Source organism: Burkholderia sp. IO2 (assembly GCF_029522185.1).
GTDB lineage: Bacteria > Pseudomonadota > Gammaproteobacteria > Burkholderiales > Burkholderiaceae > Burkholderia > Burkholderia cenocepacia.
This window is the reverse complement of record NZ_JAKWFH010000001.1, coordinates 141,796-162,455: the sequence shown is the minus strand read 5'-3', so window position 1 is coordinate 162,455 and position 20,660 is coordinate 141,796. Positions and strand designations below refer to the sequence as shown.

15 protein-coding genes are annotated in these 20,660 nt (G+C 67.8%); 9 read left to right on the top strand and 6 right to left on the bottom strand.

Features of this window, described 5'->3' with window-relative positions; translation table 11 throughout:
* Position 1: 1 nt before the first annotated feature.
* The 5 genes from MMB92_RS00685 to MMB92_RS00665 form a co-directional block, all read right to left on the bottom strand.
* Positions 2 to 1,297 carry an HlyD family efflux transporter periplasmic adaptor subunit gene (locus MMB92_RS00685; RefSeq protein WP_006481690.1) on the bottom strand — a complete coding sequence of 432 codons (1,296 nt, stop codon included), beginning with the start codon at positions 1,295 to 1,297 and terminating at the stop codon, positions 2 to 4.
* Between the two features lie 12 nt (positions 1,298 to 1,309).
* On the bottom strand, positions 1,310 to 2,314 hold the full coding sequence (locus tag MMB92_RS00680; RefSeq protein ID WP_181365754.1) for a hypothetical protein: 1,005 nt from the start codon (positions 2,312 to 2,314) through the stop codon (positions 1,310 to 1,312).
* On the bottom strand, positions 2,311 to 4,431 hold the full coding sequence (locus MMB92_RS00675) for a peptidase domain-containing ABC transporter (protein ID WP_212111044.1): 2,121 nt from the start codon (positions 4,429 to 4,431) through the stop codon (positions 2,311 to 2,313). The genes MMB92_RS00680 and MMB92_RS00675 overlap by 4 nt, the downstream gene beginning before the upstream one ends.
* Positions 4,432 to 4,574: 143 nt before the next feature.
* Positions 4,575 to 4,760, bottom strand: a complete 186-nt coding sequence (locus MMB92_RS00670) for a hypothetical protein (protein WP_006479215.1) — start codon at positions 4,758 to 4,760, stop codon at positions 4,575 to 4,577.
* A 225-nt stretch (positions 4,761 to 4,985) separates the two neighbouring features.
* Entirely contained in the window at positions 4,986 to 5,159 is a 174-nt protein-coding gene (locus MMB92_RS00665) for a hypothetical protein (RefSeq protein ID WP_006495012.1), read from the bottom strand.
* Positions 5,160 to 5,440: 281 nt separating this feature from the next.
* On the opposite strand from MMB92_RS00665, the gene MMB92_RS00660 reads away from it, so the two are divergent.
* The 7 genes from MMB92_RS00660 (at position 5,441) to MMB92_RS00630 (ending at position 13,111) form a co-directional block, all read left to right on the top strand.
* Positions 5,441 to 6,856 carry a TolC family protein gene (locus tag MMB92_RS00660; protein ID WP_205670785.1) on the top strand — a complete coding sequence of 472 codons (1,416 nt, stop codon included), beginning with the start codon at positions 5,441 to 5,443 and terminating at the stop codon, positions 6,854 to 6,856.
* Positions 6,857 to 7,343: 487 nt separating this feature from the next.
* The gene (locus MMB92_RS00655) at positions 7,344 to 8,381 is read left to right on the top strand and encodes an aliphatic amidase (RefSeq protein WP_006481691.1); all 1,038 of its coding nucleotides are present in this window, start codon (positions 7,344 to 7,346) and stop codon (positions 8,379 to 8,381) included.
* Positions 8,382 to 8,449: 68 nt separating this feature from the next.
* Positions 8,450 to 8,932 (top strand): AmiS/UreI family transporter, encoded by a 483-nt coding sequence (locus MMB92_RS00650; protein ID WP_112750634.1) that lies wholly within the window; start codon positions 8,450 to 8,452, stop codon positions 8,930 to 8,932.
* Complete coding sequence (locus MMB92_RS00645; RefSeq protein WP_080330977.1) at positions 8,932 to 9,765, top strand: CbbQ/NirQ/NorQ/GpvN family protein; 834 nt, start codon at positions 8,932 to 8,934, stop codon at positions 9,763 to 9,765. The genes MMB92_RS00650 and MMB92_RS00645 overlap by 1 nt, the downstream gene beginning before the upstream one ends.
* Entirely contained in the window at positions 9,762 to 11,318 is a 1,557-nt protein-coding gene (locus tag MMB92_RS00640; RefSeq protein WP_212111042.1) for a nitric oxide reductase activation protein, read from the top strand. Before MMB92_RS00645 ends, MMB92_RS00640 begins: the two co-directional genes overlap by 4 nt.
* 32 nt (positions 11,319 to 11,350) lie before the next feature.
* Entirely contained in the window at positions 11,351 to 12,493 is a 1,143-nt protein-coding gene (locus tag MMB92_RS00635; RefSeq protein WP_006495016.1) for a transporter substrate-binding domain-containing protein, read from the top strand.
* Between the two features lie 6 nt (positions 12,494 to 12,499).
* Positions 12,500 to 13,111, top strand: a complete 612-nt coding sequence (locus tag MMB92_RS00630; protein WP_080330936.1) for an ANTAR domain-containing protein — start codon at positions 12,500 to 12,502, stop codon at positions 13,109 to 13,111.
* Positions 13,112 to 13,250: 139 nt separating this feature from the next.
* Here MMB92_RS00630 and ggt read toward each other — a convergent pair whose 3' ends face one another.
* On the bottom strand, positions 13,251 to 14,972 hold the full coding sequence (gene ggt, locus MMB92_RS00625) for a gamma-glutamyltransferase (protein ID WP_011547886.1): 1,722 nt from the start codon (positions 14,970 to 14,972) through the stop codon (positions 13,251 to 13,253).
* A 399-nt stretch (positions 14,973 to 15,371) separates the two neighbouring features.
* On the opposite strand from ggt, the gene MMB92_RS00620 reads away from it, so the two are divergent.
* Positions 15,372 to 15,896: a metal-dependent hydrolase gene (locus MMB92_RS00620; RefSeq protein WP_034202445.1), complete on the top strand. Its 525-nt coding sequence runs from the start codon at positions 15,372 to 15,374 to the stop codon at positions 15,894 to 15,896.
* 212 nt (positions 15,897 to 16,108) lie between these two features.
* Positions 16,109 to 20,572, top strand: a complete 4,464-nt coding sequence (locus MMB92_RS00615; RefSeq protein ID WP_212111041.1) for a DEAD/DEAH box helicase — start codon at positions 16,109 to 16,111, stop codon at positions 20,570 to 20,572.
* The last annotated feature ends 88 nt before the right edge of the window (positions 20,573 to 20,660 follow it).

Sequence of the window (20,660 nt, the reverse complement as noted above, 5' to 3'; positions counted from 1 at the left end):
CTCAGGCCGGCACGCCGAACAGGCGCTGGCGAATCCGGTACAGCGGCTCGAACAGCCATTCGAGCAGGCTGCGCCGCTCCAGCACGATGTCCGCCTTCAGCATCATCCCGGCCCGCAACGACAGCGGCCGCCCGTCGAACGACGGCGTGCGCTCGGCGAGTTCGACCCAGGTCTTGAAGTAGGTCTGCGGCGCGGCCGCATCGCCCGGCAGGTTCAGCTCCTTCGCCGAGAACGCAACGGGCGAGATCGACAGCACCTTGCCGCGATACGTACCGAACTTCTCGACCGGATAGCTTGCGTACGCAACCTTCACCGCCTGCCCCTTCTTCACGAAGCCGGCCTTCGACGACGGAATGTAGACCTCGGCGATCAGCCCGTCGGCCTTTGCCGGCAGGATCTCGACGACGCGCGTGCCGGGCGGGTCGATCACGCCGCCCTGCACGACGTCGAGCCGCACGATCTGCCCGTCGGCCGGCGCGTACAGCACCTGGTTCACGTTCTCGTCGATGTTGTATTCCTTCGCGTTCAGCTCCTCCTGCTTGATCTTCAGCTCCGCATTCGCGCCGTCGTACTTGCTCTGCATCGTGTCGAGGTCGCCGCGCAGCTTCATCGCGTTCTTCGCGAGTTCGGCGCGGCGCAGCAGCAGGTCCTGGTACGCCTGCCCGGCCTGCAGGTATTGCGTGTTGACCTGGTTGTACTGTTCGAGCGTCACCACCTGTTCGTCGAGCAGCTGCTTCACGCGTGCGCGCCGTTCGCCGTATTCGTCGACGATGCGCTTCTGGTCCTGGATCTGCCGGTCGACCAGCCCGCGGCTCTCGCCCTGCGCGGCGATCTGCTGGTTGATCTGCTGCACCGACGACCGGTATTCGAGCCGCGCCGCGTCGATCTGCTGCGTCACCTCGATGCGTTGCCGGTCGAGCGCCGCGCGCATCCCCTGCACGTTGTTCGCCTGGCTGACGAAGCTCGTGTCGCGCGTCACCGCGAGCAGCCGCTGGCCGGCCTTCACGTGCTGATCCTTGCCGACGTAGACTTCGCGTACCGCCCAGCCCGGCGGCGCACCGACGCCGATCAGCCCGGAGCGCGGCGTCAGCATCCCCGACACGCTCTCGGTGTTCGCGTAGCTCAGCTCGACGAGCGCGGTCACGAACATCGCGAACATCGCCAGCGACAGGTAGCAGAAGAACCGCATCGACACCGGCACGTCGACGACGCCGTGAATCACGGTGCCGAAGGTCGTGCCGCGCGCGAGCTTGCGCGACGGCTTCTGTTCTCGGAGGGCGGAATTCCAGGTCGGCATGGGGCGGGCTCGTCAGGAGCGACGCCGCGCGGCCGCATCGAGCAGCGGCGCCGGCATCAGGTAAGGCGTGAAGTGTTCCCAGAAATGCCACTGCTCGGGCTGGCGCACGAGCGCCTGCTCGAGACGGTCGACGATGCGCTGGTGCGTCGCGCGCACCGGTGACGCGTCGTCGTCGGTGCCGAGCATCGGCGCGAGCGGGCTGGCCGCGAGCGCGGTGAAATGCACCGCGCAGCGATCGCGGAACGGCACGCCGGTCGCATACGCGACCAGCAGCGGAATGCCCTGCTCGACCGCGAGCTTCACGCCGCCGCCGGCCATCCGCACCCAACGCCCGCCGAGCCGGCAGCGATTGGTCTTGCCGAATTTGCCGTGCAGGTCGGAGAACAGCAGGAACACCGGCGCCTCGCGTCGCAGGCTCGTGATCAGCCGCCGCAGGTGTACACGCTCCTCGATGTCGATGAATTCGACTTCGCCGGCGCCGTACTCGGCGACGAGCCGCAGCGCATCGTCGAAGAACGCGCCCGGCGCATCGCGGTGCAGGATCACCATCAGCTTGCGATCGTCGGGAATCATGAAGCGCAGCTTCGTGACGAACAGCATCAGGTTGCCGAAGTGCAGCCCCGCGAGCATCAGCGGGCCGCCGCGTGCGAGTGCGGCGCGCAACTGGTCGTCGCCCTCGCACGCCATGCCGTCGATCATCGTCTTCATCGATGCGAGGCTGTGCGTGCGCAGCTTGAGCCCCGCGAACTCGGCCTCGAACAGCTCGCGCACGATCGCGGCCGACACTTCCCGCACGCGCCGCGGATCGTCGTTCAGGTGCGCGCCCAGCATGTAAGCGACCGCGAGCTCGATCGACTCGCGAATGCACGGAAAGCAGCGCAGGCACGCGCCCGAGCACCAGCGCATCAGCCGCAGCCCGCGCGCGGGCGACGTGCGCAGCGCGACCGCGCGCACCGCGCGGCGCACCAGGAACGCATAAGAGAACGGATTGAGCAGGAACAGTCTCCCGAGCATCACCGCGCCTCCTCGTTCGCACGCCACGCGTCGGTCGCGTCGGTCAGCACGCCGTCGTGCATCCGGTAGATCCGGTCGACCATCGACAGGATCGACGCATCGTGCGTGACGAGCACGATCGTGCACGGCAGCGTCAGCACGTTGCGGCAGATTTCGTGCGTGGTCGTCTGGTCGAGATTCGACGAAAACTCGTCGAGGATCAGCAGGCGCGGCTCGCAATACAGCGCCCGCGCGATCAGCAGCCGCTGCATCTGGCCGGCCGACAGGAATTTCTGCGTATCGCCGAGCGGCGTGTCGTAGCGATGGTCGAGCCGCTCGATCTCGTCGTGGATGCATGCGAGCTTCGCCGCGTCGAACATCGCGCCGATCCGCGGCGCGGGCGCGAAATTCGTGATGTTGTCGCGGATCGTCCCGCGAAACAGCTGGTCGGACTGCGTGACGGCCGCGAGATGCTTGCGGTATTGCCGCAGGTTCACTTCCGCGAGATCGACGCCGCCGACGAACAGCGTGCCGGGCTCGGGTCGCACGAGCCCGCAGATCAGGTTCAGCAGCGTCGTCTTGCCACTGCCGGTGCGCCCGACGATCGCGATCTTGCTGCCGGCCGGCACGTCGAGCGTCACATCGCTCAGGATCGGGCGCTGGCCGCCCTTCGGCGTGTACGACAGCGCGCGGATCGACAGCGCGCCGTCGAACCCGTCGACCGGCCGCACGACCGCGTCCGGCGCCGGCTCCTCGGTCTCGGTCTGCAGCACGTCCGCGACGCGATCCATGTGCACCTGCAGCACCTTGCGCCGCACGTAGAGCTGGATCGAATCGATGAACTTGTCCGCGAACAGGTTCTTGTACTGGATGAACGCGTAGATCACGCCGATCGTGCTCTGGCCGTGCATCACGAGCCACGCGCCGTACGTGACGATCACCAGTTGCTCGACGTGCACGATCCCCTTCGAGATCGCATCGAACAGCAATTGCAACCGCTCCTGCTGGCGCATCGCCTGCAGCTTCTGCGTGAACGCATTGACCCACAGGCTGCTGCGCGCGGTTTCGGCCGACAGCAGCTTGATCGAATGCGCGGACCGGATGTTCTCGATCAGCAGCGCGTCGGCCTCGGCGCCGCGGGTGAGGATCTGCGACATCGCGTCCTGCAGCTGCGGCTGGATCGCGAGCCGGCTCAATGCGAACAGCACCATCCCGGCGAGGCTGATGCCGGCCAGCACGGGGCTGTAGTACAGCATCAGCACGAGCGTCAGCGTGCAGGTGACGATGTTCAGCAGCCCGCCGACCAGCCCGTCGACGAGAAACCGCCCGACCTCCGACACCGACGACACGCGCGAGATCGAATCGCCGGTGTTGTGAAACAGGAAATAGCCGATCGGCAGCCGCGCGAGATGGCCGACCAGGTTCGCCGACAATTGCTGCGACACGATGTTGCGCAGATAGCTCTTGATGTTGCCGACCAGGTTCGCGTAGAGCGTGTCGAACAGGAACACGATCGCGAACAGGATCGTCAGCAGGTACAGGATGTCGACGTCGGTCTTCTTCAGCGCCTCGTCGATCGTCAGTTGCACGTAGGACGGGCCGAGCAGCAGCAGGAGCTGCGCGGCGACGCCGCCCGCGATGCCGATCGCGAGGCTCTTGCGGATGCCGGTCAGCCCTTCGAGGTAGTCGCGCAGCCGGATCCGGTCGGCCTGCCCGGCCCGCGTGAACCCGATGTCCGGATTCAGTTCGAGCGCATAGCCGGTGATGTGCGTGAGCGCCTGCGCGAGCGGCAGCTTCGTCTCGCCGAGCGCGGGGTCGACGATATGCACGCTGCCGTAGCCGACCTTCGTCAGCACGACATAGTGGTTCATCCCCCAGTGCAGGATGCACGGCGTCTTCAGCGCGTCGAGCTCGCCCGCGTCGAACTGCAGCCCGCGGGCGCGCAGGCCGAGATCGTTGGCGATCTCCATCAGGTCGAAGAACGACAGGCCGGAGTCGATCCGCACCGGATAGCGGTTGCGCAGCGTGCGCAACGTCGTTTCGCGCCCGTGCCACGACGCGATCATCGCGAGGCAGGCCAGGCCGCACTCCGTCACTTCGTCCTGCAGGACCGGACGGACTTTACGCGTATTGAAGAGCATGGTCGGGCACCCGGGGCGCGACGACGCGCCGCCCGGGCCAGCCGGTGCGGGCCCGTGGCGGGTCGTGCGCGATACGCATGAGGCGCAGCCGGCGCTACCGGCCGCGACGGAAGATCGGCGTTACCGGCCGCTCGGCGGGCCGCTCAGCGCGACGAGCCGAGCGACATCCGGAACTGTTCGACGGCGTGGGCCTGGTACTGGGTCATCAGGCCTTGCAGCGTGGTCCCGATCGACTGATTGACGAGATCGACCGTATAGGCGGCCGAGTTGGAGTAAAGCGACGCGCCGCCCCGAATCTGGCGGGCCTGTTCTTCCGTGATGTCTCGCATTTGTTGTGGCCTTTATATTGTCGGAATGCCAACAGCCGTCGGCCAATTGCAAGCTCAATGGCCGTTCACTTTATTACGGCGATAATCCGGCACTCCCGCCTCCTGACAATCGCCCGATTTCGAAATAATGCATTTCGAAGTCACTTTATATCCACTGCGGCGATCGATTCTTTTCCTTCTGTTTCGCAGCATCTGACGCGGGGGGCGCCTCCCCGCGCACGGCGGTTACTTGCCGGTGTTATTGAACGTCTTCGGGTTCTGCAGGTAATTGCCGAGGCTCGGCAGGAATTGGCCGAGCGCGGTCACCACCGGCGCGGCGTCAACGGCGAGGCTACCCAGCGAGCTGATCGCACCGCCGCCATGCACATTCCTGACCTGTTCCGTCGTCATGACCTTCATCATTCTCTCCTCGTAAAAAATAAAGATGATGCAAAGAACCTTCATTGAAAGACCAACGGCTTTTAATCCCGAGCGACTTGTTAATCTAATAATCACTGCGATTACCAGCCGAAATCAGGCTATCATGCGGGCGCGTCGGAATTCAATGGAGGACACACTCTTACAGCCGTATTTTCCGATGCGCGGCGAGTAGCAGGCATTCACGCTGTTTGAATTTCAATTTCAAAACGTTTAAATCCCGCCGCAATGCATTGCGGCACGGACAGGAGACGGAGACGGCCATGTTTGAAACGAGGCGCACGAATCGCGGGTCGGCGACACCGGATGCGGGTATTTCCCTATCAAGATTTTCGACTAGGTGGAATCCCCGACTTGCAACCATGACATTGTTCGCTGTAACGATAGTCGGCGTGCCGGCACACGCTCGTGCGTTCTGCCTCGATACCGCCTATCAGTACGCGTCCGTGCACGATCCGCGCTACCTGCAGGCCCGCAGCGAATACGACGCGGCCCGCCAGAAGTTCCCCGAGGCGCGCGCGCAGATGCTGCCGCAGGCTGCCGCGCAGCTCGAATGGGGGCGCTACGGCACGCACGCGAACCTGTTCGGCATCGACGTCAGCGGATCGAGCAACGCGGCATACGGTTCCGCGCAGGTGACGCAAGCGCTGTTCAACGTGCCCTACCTGTACGACATGCGGCGCGCCACCGAGTACGAGGAAGCGGCGAAGCAGAAACTGGAAGTCGCGAAGCAGGACCTGATCCTGCGGGTCGCGAATGCGTGCTTCGATCTGCTGAGCGCGCGCGAGAAACTGCAATCGGCCGACGACGAAGTCAGCGCGCTCACGCGGCTCGAAAGCGACACGCGGCGCATGGCGCAGCTCGGGATGAAGACGATCGGCGACACCGCCGAGATCGAGGCGCGCCGCAGCCTCGCGCAATCCGACGAGGCGCTCGCGCAGACCGATGTCGACGCGCGACGCGCGCGTTACGAGACCTTGCTCGGCTCGACGATCGATTTCGCGCGCTGGCCGCGACTCGCGATGCGCGGGTCGTCGCCGCGCATTCCGTCCGGCGACTACGCGCCGCAGGACAACCCCGCGTACCGGCAGGCCTATCGCGACGTTCAGGTCGCGCGCCTTGCCGCGAAGCGCGTCAGCGCCGAACACTTGCCGACCGTCGACCTGTTCGCGTCGTATTCGCGCGGACTCAACCCGAACCTGCGCGGGCTCACCGATCGCTCGGACTTCCACCAAAGCGCGGTCGGCGTGCAGGTGACGATCCCGATCTTCTCCGGCGGCAGCGTGTACTACCGGCAGGTCGAGGCCGAGCACGTGACCGAGCAGTACCGCAACCGGCTGCGCGAGGTCGAGGAGCAACTGGGCACCGATCATCGCGAGGCGTTGTCCGCGCTCGAATCGGTCGGCAAGCGCATTCGCGCGCTGCAGCAGTCGCTGCAGGCCGCGCGGCTCGCGTACGATTCGTCGATGAAGGCGCACCAGGTCGGCTACAGCACGACGTACGAAACGCTGAACTTGCGGCGCGACATCTCGGGCATCCGGCAGAAGCTGTTCGACAGCTATCTCGATGCGCTGAAGTTGCAGTTGAAGCTGAAAAGCGTGCTCGGCACGCTCGACGAACAATCGCTGATCGCGGTGGACACTTTCCTCGAAAGCAACGCGGCGAACGATCGGAGCTGAACGCGTCTCGGCGTATATCGCGGGATCTCATAACGTTGCGTACACAACTTTATAGCGGTGCGCCGATGCACCGGCCGATTGCTTCGGCGACACCGTTGCATCGCGATTGTCGTGCGCCGCTCCCGGCAAACTTGCGTCCGACCCCGCACGAGCGCGCCACGCAATGCGCGGTCCCGGCCGCACGTCGAGCCGCTCGCCCCGCCTTCACGACGTGCAGGGGTATACGCGATGTTGCGTCCGAAAAAAACTTTGCATAGAGTGCATCCCATCGATCCGGCGGACAAAGACGTCCCACGATCGTGCGCAGCGCGAGCCCGATAGCCCGCGCTTCGCCGGCCGCGCATCCGGCCACTCATCCGCATTCCCGTTATCCGACAGCGTTGTCGGATGAACGGACCGGCAAAGAAGCCCTTGCCTCGCTCGTCGAGGCAAGGGCTTTTTTTTGCCTTTCGAAAACGCACGTCTTCACCCGAACCAGGAGCACACCATGCGTCATGGCGATATTTCCAGCAGCAACGACGCCGTCGGCGTCGCCGTCGTCCAGTACAAGATGCCGCGCCTGCACACCCGCGCCGAGGTGATCGCGAACGCCCGCGAAATCGCGGAGCGCGTGGTCGGCATCAAGCGCGGCCTGCCCGGCATGGATCTCATCGTGTTTCCCGAGTATTCGACCCACGGGATCATGTACGACGCGAAGGAGATGTACGACACGGCATCGACGATCCCCGGCGAGGAAACCGACATCTTCGCGGCCGCGTGCCGCAAGGCCAACGTGTGGGGCGTGTTCTCGCTGACCGGCGAACGCCACGAGGAGCACCCGAACAAGGCGCCGTACAACACGCTCGTGCTGATCGACAACCGGGGCGAGATCGTGCAGAAGTACCGCAAGATCATGCCGTGGGTGCCCGTCGAAGGCTGGTATCCGGGCAACTGCACGTACGTCGCCGACGGGCCGAAGGGGCTCAAGATCAGCCTGATCATCTGCGACGACGGCAACTATCCGGAGATCTGGCGCGATTGCGCGATGCGCGGCGCCGAGCTGGTCGTGCGCTGCCAGGGTTACATGTACCCGGCAAAGGATCAGCAGGTGCTCGTGTCGAAGGCGATGGCGTTCATGAACAACTGCTATGTCGCGGTCGCGAACGCATCCGGGTTCGACGGCGTGTATTCGTATTTCGGGCACTCGGCGATCGTCGGCTTCGACGGCCGCACGCTCGGCGAATGCGGCGAGGAAGAAAACGGCGTGCAGTATGCGGAACTGTCGGTGAGCCTGATCCGCGACGCGCGCCGCAACATGCAGTCGCAGAACCACCTGTACAAGCTGCTGCACCGCGGCTACACCGGCAAGATCGGCTCCGGCGAATCGCCGAACGGCGTCGCGCAATGCCCGTTCGAGTTCTACGCGAACTGGGTGAACGATCCGGACGGCACGCGCCAGGCCGTCGAGCGCCTGACGCGCGCGACACCCGGCACGCCCGAATGCCCGATCGAAGGCATTCCGTCCGAAGCGCCCGCGCACCGCTGAGCCCGCGCATTGCCCGGCCGTTCGCGTCGCCTGCGCGAACGGCTCCGCCCCACTCTGGAGCCTTCATCATGCTCGGTGTCGCTCTCTTCTTCATCGGCGCGGTGCTGGTCGTCAACGGCGTCGCGCTGACCGGCCGCATCGAACCGCGCGACGCGGCCGGCCTGAACCTGCTCGTCGGCTTGCTCGCGCTGCTGATCAACCTCGCCGGCCTCGTGCAGGCATCGGCGCCCCCGCAGTATTTCTCGAGCGCGGGCGGCCTGCTGTTCGCGTTCACGTACCTGTATCTGGCGGCCGTCCAGTGGCGCGGGCTGCAAGGCGCGGGGCTCGGCTGGTACTGCCTGTTCGTCGCGATCAGCGCGCTCGTCTATGCGGGCACGTCGCACGACGTGCGCTTCGGTGCGATGTGGCTGCTGTGGTCGAGCCTGTGGTTCCTGTTCTTCGTCGCGCTCGGGCTGAAGCGGCGCGTACGCTTCCTGCCCGGCTACACGATCGCGATCGGTGTCGGCACCTGCTGGTTGCCCGGCATGCTGATGATGACGGGGAGGTGGTGATGAGCGCACGCGATACGCCGCTGGCCGCCGATCCGCTCGCCGGACACCGCATCGTCGACGCGCCGTTCTACCAGCCGGCCGGCGCCGAAGCCGACTGGTTCGAGACGGCCTGCCGCCAGCGCCTGCCGGTCCTGCTGAAAGGGCCGACCGGTTGCGGCAAGACGCGTTTCGTCGAGTACATGGCGTGGCGCATGGGCCTGCCGCTGATCCAGGTCGCGTGCAACGACGATACGTCCGCGGCCGACCTGACGGGCCGGCACCTGCTCGACGCCGACGGCACCTACTGGGCCGACGGGCCGCTCACGCTCGCCGCGCGGCATGGCGCGATCTGCTATCTCGACGAGATCGTCGAGGCGCGCCCCGACGCGACGGTCGTGATCCACCCGCTGACCGACTCGCGGCGCGTGCTGCCGCTCGACCGGCTCGGCGAAGTCGTGCATGCGCATCCGGATTTCCATCTGGTGATCTCGTACAACCCCGGCTATCACGGCGAGCACCGGCGGCTGAAGCCGTCGACGCGGCAACGCTTCGTCGCGATCGACTTCGGCTATCCGGACGCCGCGCACGAGGCCGAGGTCGTCGTGCGCGAAAGCGGCGTCGATCGCGACACCGCGCGCCGGCTCGTCGATCTCGCGCAGCGCACGCGTGCGCTGGCCGGCGACGGGCTCGACGAAGGCGCCTCGACACGCCTGCTCGTGCACGCGGCCCGGCTGATCGTCGCGGGGCTCGTGCCGCTCGACGCGTGCCGGATCGCGATCAGCGACGCGGCGACCGACGACGCCGACACGCGGGCCGCGCTGCAGACGATGGCCGCCGCGCACTTCGCGACATGAGCGCGCTGCACCTCGCCCGCTTCCTGCACGGGATGACCGCGCACGAGACCGACGTGCGGCTCGACGCTGCGGCGCTGCGTGCGACGCTCGGCCATGCGGCGCTGCGCGTGCCGGGTACGCTGCCGCCCGCCGCGCGCATCGCGGCGGCCGCGCACGCGCTCGCGCACTGGCTGCATTCGCCGTCGGGCGAACCGGCCGACACACTGACGCCGATCGGCATCGCGGTCACCGGGTTGATCGAGGATGCGCGTGTGGAGGCGCTGCTCGTCCGCACGTGGCCGGGGCTGGCGACGTTCTGGGCGCCGGCTTTCGCACCGATCGACCGCGAAGGGCTCACGTTCGGCCGCCTGTGCGCCCGGCTCGCGAAGGCGCTGTTCGATCCGTCGTATCGCGACGGCAACCCGTGGGTCGACAAGGGCGCGCAGTGGTTCGCGGAACGGCGCGACCGGCTCGACGACTACCGCGCATTCCGCACGATCGCGTCGCGGCTCGCGAACGATCTCGGCCAGATGCGCGTGCGCTTCGAGCCCGACGACGGCGCGTGGCTGCCGTATCGCGACGACAACGCGTGGCTCTGGGCGCAACCCGCCACCGCGGCCGAACAGGCGGGCCACGCAGGCATCGAGATGTCGGCGGCGACCGGCGGCCAAAGCGACGAACCCGACGACGAGCCTCGATCGGCACCCGATGCGCCGCGCTATCCCGAATGGAATTGCCATACGCGACGCGAGCGCCGCGACTGGACGACCATCGTCGAGCGCGCGCCCGTCACGTCGGCTCCGCCGCGCTCGCTGGCCGCGCTGATCGAGGCCGACCGGCGCACGGCGAAGCGGCTACCGTCGCCGCGTGCGTCGGAACCGATGCGGCGCGTCGGCCGCCAGCTCGATGGCGACGCGCTCGACGTCGACGCGGCGATTGCCGCCCGCATCGCGCGCCGCGCCAGGCAAGCGCCCGATCCGCGCGTGTTCCGTCGCCGCGTGCCCCACGACGCGCGCGGGCCCGTGCTGATCCTGCTCGACCTGTCCGCATCGACGGCCGCACAGGTCGCCGCGCTCGAAAAACGCGCCGCGTTCGTGCTCGGCGACCTGTTCGACCGGCAGCGACGGCGCTGGGCCGTGCACGGCTACACGTCCGACGGCCGGCATCGCGTGTACTACGCGCGCTTCAAGGATTTCGGCGACGCGTTCGACACCGGCCGTCGCGCGGCGCTGCTCGCGGCCGACGCCGGGATGAGCACGCGCACCGGCGCGGCACTGCGTCATGCGCTTGCGCTGCTGCGTCGCGAAGCGGCAAGCGCGCGCGCCGCCGTGCTGATGATCGGCGACGGCGAAGCCGCCGACATCGACGTGTTCGACCCGCGCTATCTCGTCGAGGATGCGCGCCACGCGGTGCGCCAGGCCCGGCAGCGCGGCGTCGCGATCGCGGGTTTGTCGTTCGGCGCGCCGCCGGGGTTGTCTACAATACTCGGCGTCGGCCCCGGCTGCGTGCATGCGGCGACCGGCGACGCCCTGCCCGCCGTCGTCGCGCACGCGGCCGGGCGGTTGAGCGCATGACGGCCCTCCCCGGAACAGACAGGACAGACCGAATGAACAGTGTGAAGGTTGGCGTATTGTTCTCGCAGAGCGGATGCACGTCGCACCTCGGCCAGAGCCAGTTGCGCGGCACGCTGCAGGCGATCGCCGAGATCAACGAAGCGGGCGGCGCGAACGGCTGCGAGATCGTGCCCGTCGTGCGCGATGCGTGCTCGGACCCGGCCGTCTACGCACGGCTCGCCGACGAGCTGATCGCCACCGAACGCGTGAACGTGCTGTTCGGCGGCTACATGTCGAGCAGCCGCAAGGCGCTGATTCCGATCGTCGAGAAGTGGGACAAGCTGCTGTTCTACCCGACGCTCTACGAAGGCTTCGAGTTCTCGCCGAACGTGATCTACACCGGCGCCGCGCCGAACCAGAACAGCGTGCAGCTCGCCGCGTTCATGACCGCGCAGTTCGGCGCGCGCGTGTACCTGGTCGGCTCCGACTACATCTATCCGTACGAGTCGAACCGCATCATGATCGACCTCGTCACGCAGCATCCGGAAGGTCAGATCCTCGGCGAGGTGTACATGCCGCTCGTCGCGTCCGAGCAGGATTTCGCGGCGGTGGTCGAGGACATTCGCGCGAAGGCGCCCGACTTCGTGTTCAGCACGCTGGTCGGCGACAGCACGGCCGCGTTCTACCGCGCGTATGCGCAAGCCGGCCTCGACGCACGCAAGATGCCGATCGCGAGCCTGACGACGTCCGAAATCGAGCTCGGCCAGATGGGCGCGGCCGCGGCCGGCCACTACACGTCGTCACCCTATTTCCAGACCATCGATTCCGACGTGAACCGGCGCTGCATCGCGCAACTCAAGGCGCGCTTCGGCGACGACGCGAGCGCGTCCGCGCCGTGGGAAGCCGCGTATTTTCAGGTCCATCTGTTCGCCAATGCGCTCGCACGCGCCGGCACCGACCAGCGCGACCGGCTCGTCGAGCATCTCGCGGATGCGGAATTCGATGCGCCGCAGGGCCGCGTGAAGATCGACCGGCTCACGCAGCACACGTGCCTGTACCCGCGCATCGGCTGCGCGACGGCCGACGGCAATTTCACGATCGTGCGCGAAGCGACGCGCCGCGTGCATCCCGACCCGTACCTCGTCACGCACTCGCTCGGCGATCGCGTGCACGCGCCCGACGAACTGAAGGCGTAACCGACGATGCGCGCCCGCACCCCGATCCGCTCGACGCCCCGCCTGCTCGCCGAACTGCGTTCGCTGCGCGTGATGGTGTACTACCCGGACGACGACAACGGCCTGCTGCTCGTCGAGCAACTGTCGCGCATCGGCTGCCCGAGCGAGCAGCGCTGGCCGCCGCCCGCGACGCTGCCGGAAAGCGTCGATCTCGTGATTCTCGCGGTACGGCCCGACCTGCTGCACCTGTCGATCCCGTGGCTCGAGGACGACGCGCGGCCGCCGCTCATCGCCGTCACGACCTACGAGAGCCCGACCATCCTCGAACTGATGCTGCGCATCGATGCGCAGAGCGCGGTCACGACGCCGGTGCGCTCGTTCGGCCTGTTGAGCGCGATGGCGCTCGCGTGTCATCAAAGCCGCCGGCGCGACGAATACCGGCGCCGTATCGCGCAACTCGAACAGCGCGCGATGTCCGTGCGCACGCTGCAGGAAGCGAAGGCGCTGCTGATGCAGCACAACGCGATCAGCGAGGAAGAGGCGTATCAACAGATCCGCACGCAGGCGATGGAGCGGCGCATCTCGATCAATCAGCTCGCCGAGCAGATCGTGCAGGCGCATGCGTTGCTGAAGCGGTGATGCATTCGGCAAATGCTCCTACACGATTGAATTTCAAACATACACACCCTGCCAATAATTCAGGCAATAAAAAAGCCGCCTGATATTCCGGCGGCTTCTGCTCCAGTCGGCACGATCACTGCAACGGATCGTACACGAGTCAACGAATGATCCGCGTCACGCCCCGTCCGCGCGGATCGGCCATCGCCTCCGGCGTCTTGCCGTCGATCTTGATGACCTGGATGTCGCCGCTGAAATCCTGCCCCTTCAGCGTATAGCCGCGTGCCTCGATCTGCTTCGCGAGTTCGCCTTCGATCGGATGGTACGGCTCCCAGAAGATCGTGTTCGGCGGCAGCAGCTGGTGATGGAACCGCATCGCGCCGACCGCTTCCTTCAACGGCATCTTGAAGTCGTAGATGTTGTTGATCACCTGGAAGATCGACGTGAAGATGCGCGAGCCGCCCGGCGTGCCGATCACCAGCGACACCTTGCCGTCCTTCGTCATGATCGTCGGCGACATCGACGACAGCGGGCGCTTCTTCGGTTCGATCGCGTTCGCGTCGCTGCCGACCACGCCGAACATGTTCGCGACGCCCGGCTTCGCGGAGAAGTCGTCCATCTCGTCGTTCAGCACGATGCCCGTGCCGTCGGCGATCACGCCCGAGCCGAAATAGCCGTTGATCGTGTACGTGTTCGACACCGCGTTGCCCCACTTGTCGACCACCGAGAAGTGCGTCGTTTCGGCCTTCTCCGGCATCGTCGTGCCGAGGCCCGGCTGCACGCTCTTCGTGTCCGACGGCTCCTTCGGGTTGACCTCGGCCGCGCGCTTCGCGATGTACGCGTCGTCGGTCAGCTGCGCGATCGGCACCTTGTAGAAGTCGGGGTCGCCGAGATACTGCGCGCGATCGGCGAACACGCGCTTCTCGATTTCCGCGACGAGGTGGATGTACTGCGGCGAGTTGAGCTTCACGCCCTCGAAGTCCTGCTTCAGGTCGGCCTTCATCTTCAGCAACTGCACGAGACCGATGCCGCCCGAGCTCGGCGGCGGCGCGGTGATCACGTCATAGCCGTTCCACTTCGCCTGCACCGGCTGGCGCCACACCGCGCGGTACTGCGCGAGATCCTCGGTCGTGATCAGCCCGTTGCCGTCGCCCGTCTTCATCGATGCGGCGATCAGTTCGGCCGTCTTGCCCTTGTAGAAACCTTCGGCGCCGCCGTCCGCGATGCGCGTCAGCACGTCGGCGAGATCGGGCTGCTTGAAGTTCGCGCCGGCCTTCAGCCCGGAAAAGTACTTGTCGAAGTTGGTCTTGCCGCCGAACTCCTTCGATGCGTCGACGCCGCGCTGCGCCAGTTGCTCGTCGACGACGAAGCCGTCGCGCGCATAGTGGATCGCCGGCGCGAGCACCTGCTTCCACTTCAGCTTGCCGAAGCGCTTCTGCGCTTCCCACATGCCCGCCACCGTGCCCGGCACGCCAACCGCGCGCGGGCCGTACAGGCTCATGCCCTTGACGACGTTGCCGTCCTTGTCGAGGTACATGTCCTTCGTCGCGGCGAGCGGCGCGCGCTCGCGGTAATCGATGAAGTACGGCTTGCCGTCCTTGTAGATCGTCATGAAGCCGCCGCCGCCGATGTTGCCGGCTTCCGGGTACGTGACGGCGAGCGTGAACGCGATCGCGACGGCCGCGTCGATCGCATTGCCGCCCTCCTTGAAGATCCGCTCCGCGGCATCCGCGCTGTACTTGTCGGCCACCGCCACCGCGGAACTCGTCAGGACCGCGGGCTGCGGCCCCTTCGCGTAAGCGGGCGCGTTCGGCAGGAAGCCGATGCCGGCCACCGTCGCCAGCACGGCAGCGGATGATTTGAAGCGATTCAGCGTAGTCATTGCATGTCCCCCATGTGGATCTCCTTCAGGCACGACGAGCACCTGATCCGTGGATGGCCGCTGGCGCGCCGACGACCATCTGCCGGCTTCGTAGTATAGGGGGACAAAAAGGGTCGAACACGCGACGGGCGACGAAAGCGTGGCGATTGTGTGCGCCCGGTCACGTTGCGGCACCGCGACACGCACGCGGCTCGCTCGGCATCGCCCGCGGCGCGCGCCTTCGCGCACCGCACAAAAACCGAAAGTTGCGAACCGCGCGACGCGCCTCGCCGCCCGTGCAAAAAAATCTGCGAACGTCTCGCCCGCGGCATGGCCCGATCTGCGAAGATAGCGCCCCGCTAGCGCGCCGCATCATCGTTTCGTGCACGCGCCGCTTCACGTTTCTTCGTCTCGCTCCGTATGGCATCACACAACGCGCATCACGCATCCGGCTTCGCCGCCGGCGTCGCCGCCGCCGTCCTCGTCGCGCAAACCGGCGCCACCGGCCCGTGGCACTCGGGCATGCTCGCCGCGTTCGCGGCGGGCGTCGCGGGCGGCACCGCGCCCGACTGGCTCGAAGTCGCATGGTGGAGCCGCAAGCGCCGCCTGTGGATCACGCATCGCACCATCACGCACTGGGGCGTCGGCTGGGTCGCGCTGCTCGCGCTCGGGTGGCACGGGCTCACTCATCATCCGCATCCGCTGTGGGCCGCGCCGCTGTTCGGCTTCGCCTGCGGCGGCGTGATGCACCTGCTCGCCGACTGGCCGAATCCGCTCGGCGTACCGTGGATCTGGCGGCGCCACTCGCTGAACCTGTGGAACAGCGGGCATTGCGACCTGATCGTCGTGGCCGCCGCCTGGGGCGGCACGCTGTGGCTCGCGCAATCGCTGTGGTCGCGCGCGCCGCTGATCGAACAGTGGCTCGGCTGGCTGCATCGCGTCTAGTTGCAATTCGACGCAATTCCGTGCGCGATCGGCGTGCCGACGCGCACGCAACTTTCGGTCCATTGAAAGCGCGCAGCGAGCCCCCACCTGAGCGTGAATCGTCGGCACGCATGCCCGGCACGCACCCGCGACGTCTGGCACACTGACGATTCGATTCGCGTGCGATGCGTCCGCGCGCTCGCATCCCGCTCGCACCCTATTTCAACGCTCCGATGGACGTCACAGCTACCCGCCCTGCCGCCCGTGCGCTCGACGTGTTCCACCCGGCCGTCGCCGCGTGGTTCACGCGCACGTTTGCCGCGCCGACCGGCGCGCAGGCGCTCGCGTGGCCGCACATCAAGGCCGGCCGCTCCACGCTCGTCGCCGCGCCGACCGGCTCCGGCAAGACGCTCACCGCGTTCCTGTGCGCGCTCGACGATCTGGTGCGCGATGCGCTCGCGCACGACGGCACGCTGCCCGACGCGACGCTGGTCGTCTACGTGTCGCCGCTGAAGGCGCTGTCGAACGACATCCACGTGAACCTCGACGCGCCGCTCGCCGGCATCGCCGAATCGCTCGCGCAACTCGGCCTGCCGGTGCCGGCGATCCGCACCGCGGTGCGCACCGGCGACACGACGCAGGCCGAACGCGCCGCGCTGCGCAAGCGCGCGCCGCACATCCTCGTCACGACTCCCGAATCGCTGTACGTGCTGCTGTCGTCCACGTCGGGTCGCCAGATGCTGTCGAACGTGCGCTCGGTCATCGTCGACGAAATCCATGCGCTGGCGTCGTCCAAGCGCGGCAGCCATCTCGCGCTGTCGCTCGAACGCCTCGACGCATTGACCGGGCGCGCGCTGCCGCGCATCGGGCTGTCCGCCACGCAAAAGCCGATCGACGCGGTCGCGCGCTTCCTGGTCGGCGGGCCGGCCGACGCGCCGCGCGACTGCGCGATCGTCGACACCGGCCACACGCGCGAGCGCGACCTCGCGCTGGAGCTGCCGAACGTGCCGCTCGAACCGGTGATGGCGACCGATGTGTGGGAACAGGTGTACGACCGCATCGCCGGGCTCGCGGCCGCGCATCGCACGACGCTGGTGTTCGTCAACACGCGCCGCACCGCCGAGCGCATGGCGCGCCATCTCGCCGACCGGCTCGGCAAGGACGCGATCGCCGCGCATCACGGCAGCCTGGCGAAGGAGCACCGCTTCGACGCCGAGCAGCGCCTGAAGCGCGGCGAACTGAAGCTGCTCGTCGCGACCGCGTCGCTCGAACTCGGCATCGACATCGGCGACGTCGATCTCGTCTGCCAGGTCGGCTCGCCGCGCGGCATCGCGCCGTTCCTGCAGCGCGTCGGCCGCTCGGGGCACCACGTCGGCGGCGTGCCGAAGGGGCGACTGTTTCCGCTGTCGCGCGACGAGCTGGTCGAATGCGCGGCGCTGCTCGATTGCGTGCAGCGCGGCGAACTCGATGCGCTGCGGATTCCCGAAGCGCCGCTCGACGTGCTCGCGCAGCAGATCGTCGCCGAAGTCGCGTGCACGGAATGGCAGGAAGACGCGCTGTATGCAAGCTTCACGCGCGCCGCGCCGTACGCCCGGCTGACGCGCGAGCGCTTCGACGAAGTGATGAAGATGCTCGCCGAGGGATTCACGAGCCGTCGCGGCGTGCGCGGCGCGTACCTGCACCGCGACGTGGTCGGCGGCACGGTGCGCGGCCGCCGCAACGCGATGATGACCGCCACCACGTCCGGCGGCACGATCCCCGACATGGCCGACTACGCGGTGCTGCTCGAACCGCAGGGTATCCAGGTCGGCACCGTCAACGAGGATTTCGCGATCGAGAGTCTAGCCGGCGACGTGTTCCAGCTCGGCAACCAGTCGTACCGGATCATTCGTGTCGAAACGGGCCGCGTGCGGGTCGAGGATGCGCAGGGGCAATCGCCGAGCATTCCGTTCTGGCTCGGCGAGGGGCTCGGGCGCAGCGACGAGCTGTCGGCGGCGGTCGGCCGGCTGCGCGCGCGGCTCGACGCGCTGTTCGCGGAAGGCGACCGGCAGGTCGACAGCGGCGGGCGCAAGCGTGCCGGCGGCAACGCGGTGAGCAATGCGGCAACGGAAGCCGACGCGCCAGCCGCAACGGGCACCGCGCTCGCCCCCGCCGACAGCCGCCTCGCGCCCGCGTTGCGCTGGCTCGTCGACGATCTCCACCTGTCGCCCGACGCCGCGCGCCAGATCGCCGACTACCTCGCTCGCACCCGCGCCGCGCTCGGCGCGTTGCCGACGCAGGACACGCTCGTGATGGAGCGTTTCTTCGACGAATCGGGCGGCACGCAGCTCGTGATCCATTCGCCGTTCGGCAGCCGGATCAACCGCGCATGGGGGCTCGCGCTGCGCAAGCGCTTCTGTCGCAACTTCAACTTCGAACTGCAGGCCGCCGCGACCGACGACGCGATCATCCTGTCGCTGTCGCTCGCGCACAGCTTCGCGCTCGACGAAGTGTGGCGCTACCTGCGTTCGGCCAGCGCCGAGCACGTGCTGATCCAGGCGCTGCTCGACGCGCCGATGTTCGGCGTGCGCTGGCGCTGGAACGCGACCACCGCGCTCGCGCTGCCTCGTTTCACCGGCGGCCGGCGCACCGCGCCGCAACTTCAGCGGATGAAAAGCGACGATCTGCTCGCGACGGTGTTCCCCGATCAGGTCGCGTGCCTCGAGAACATCGTCGGCGAACGCGAGATTCCGCATCATCCGCTCGTCGACCAGACGCTCGACGATTGCCTGCACGACGCGATGGACACCGACGGCTGGCTCGCGCTGCTGCGCCGGATCGAAAGCGGCGCGATCGAGCTCATCGCGCGCGACTTGCCCGCGCCGTCGCCGCTCGCGGCCGAGATCCTCAACGCGAAACCCTACGCGTTCCTCGACGACGCGCCGCTCGAGGAGCGCCGCACGCAGGCCGTGCAGTCGCGCCGCTGGAGCGATCCCGAATCGGCCGACGATCTCGGCGCGCTCGACGTCGACGCGATCGACGCGGTGCGCGACGAAGCGTGGCCGCTCGTGCGCGACGCCGACGAAATGCACGATGCGCTGCTCACCCTCGCCTGCGTCGCCGACAGCGAGACGCATGCGCACGCAGGCTGGCCCGAGCGACTCGCGGAACTCGCGGAACGCCGTCGCGCGACGAAACTCGCGACGTCGGCCGGCGCCGCGCTGTGGGTGCCGGTCGAGCGGCTCGTCTGCCTGCGCGCGCTGCATCCCGACGCCCGCATGACACCCGCGCTCAAGGTGCCGGCGGCATGCGCGCAGCCGTGGGAAGCCGATGCCGCACTCGTCGACGTGATCCGCGCGCGGCTCACCGGCTTCGGGCCGCTCACGCTCGATGCGGTCGCCGCGCCGCTCGGCCTGCCGCCCGCGTCGATCGCGACGGCGCTCGCGGCGCTGGAGCGCGAAGGCTACGTGATGCGCGGTCGCTTCACGCCCGGCGCGGCCACGGACGAATGGTGCGAACGCCACCTGCTCGCACGCATTCATCGCTATACGGTGAAGCGGCTGCGCCGCGAGATCGAGCCGGTCGAACGCGCCGATTTCATGCGCTTCCTGTTCCACTGGCAGCACCTGACACCCGACACGCGCGGCACCGGCCGCGACGCGCTGGCCGCCGTGGTCGAACAGCTCGAAGGCTACGAGGCGGCGGCAAGCGCATGGGAAGACGCGCTGCTGCCCGCGCGGCTCACCGACTACACGGCGGGTGGCCTCGACGAGCTGTGCCGCTCGGGCAAGCTGGTGTGGACCCGCATCGGCGCACCGGCCCGCGCGGCCGGCACACCCGTGAAGACGACGCCGATCGTGCTGCTGCCGCGCCGCCATCTTTCCGCGTGGCACGCGCTGCGCGACCCCGATGCGCAACCGGCGCTGTCCGCACGCGCCACGCAAGTGCGCGACGCGCTCGCCGCGCACGGCGCGATGTTCTTCGATGCCCTGCTCGACGAGCTACACATGCTGCCCGTCGAGCTCGAACAGGCGCTCGGCGAACTCGTGTCGGCCGGCCTCGTGAATGCGGACAGCTACGCGGGCCTGCGCGCGCTGCTGAAGCCGGCCGTCAAGCGCAGCGCGACCTATGCGCCCCGCACGCGACGCGGCGGCGCGCTGATCGGCGGGATGGACGATGCCGGCCGCTGGGCGCTCGTGCAGCGTCAGGCACCGTCGGACGACGACGCGCCCGCGCCGAAACGCGGCCTCGCCACGACCGATTCCGACGCGCTCGAACATATCGTGTGGACGCTGCTGCGCCGCTACGGCGTCGTGTTCTGGCGGTTGCTCGAACGCGAAGCCGACTGGCTGCCGAGCTGGCGCGAACTCGTGCGCGTGCTGCAGCGCCTCGAAGCACGCGGCGAGATTCGCGGCGGCCGCTTCGTCGCCGGGCTCGCGGGCGAGCAGTTCGCGCTGCCCGAGGCCATTCCGATCCTGCGTGAACTGCGACGGCAACCGGGCGATGGACAATACGTGTGCGTGACGGGCGCCGACCCGCTGAATCTCGCCGGCACGCTGCTGCCCGGCGACAAGGTGCCGGCGCTGGCCGGCAATCGCGTGCTGTTTCGCGACGGCGTGCCCGTCGCGTCGCTGGTATCGAGTACGTTCCACTACGCAGCCGACCTGTCGCCCGCCGCGCGCGAGGACGCACGGCTGCGGCTCGCGCGTTCCTGCTGACATCGGCTGACAGCCACGCGGCACCAGACTACTGAACGCGGGGCCGCGCGGTCGTCATCGTTCGGGTAGCATCGAACGATCGACCGCG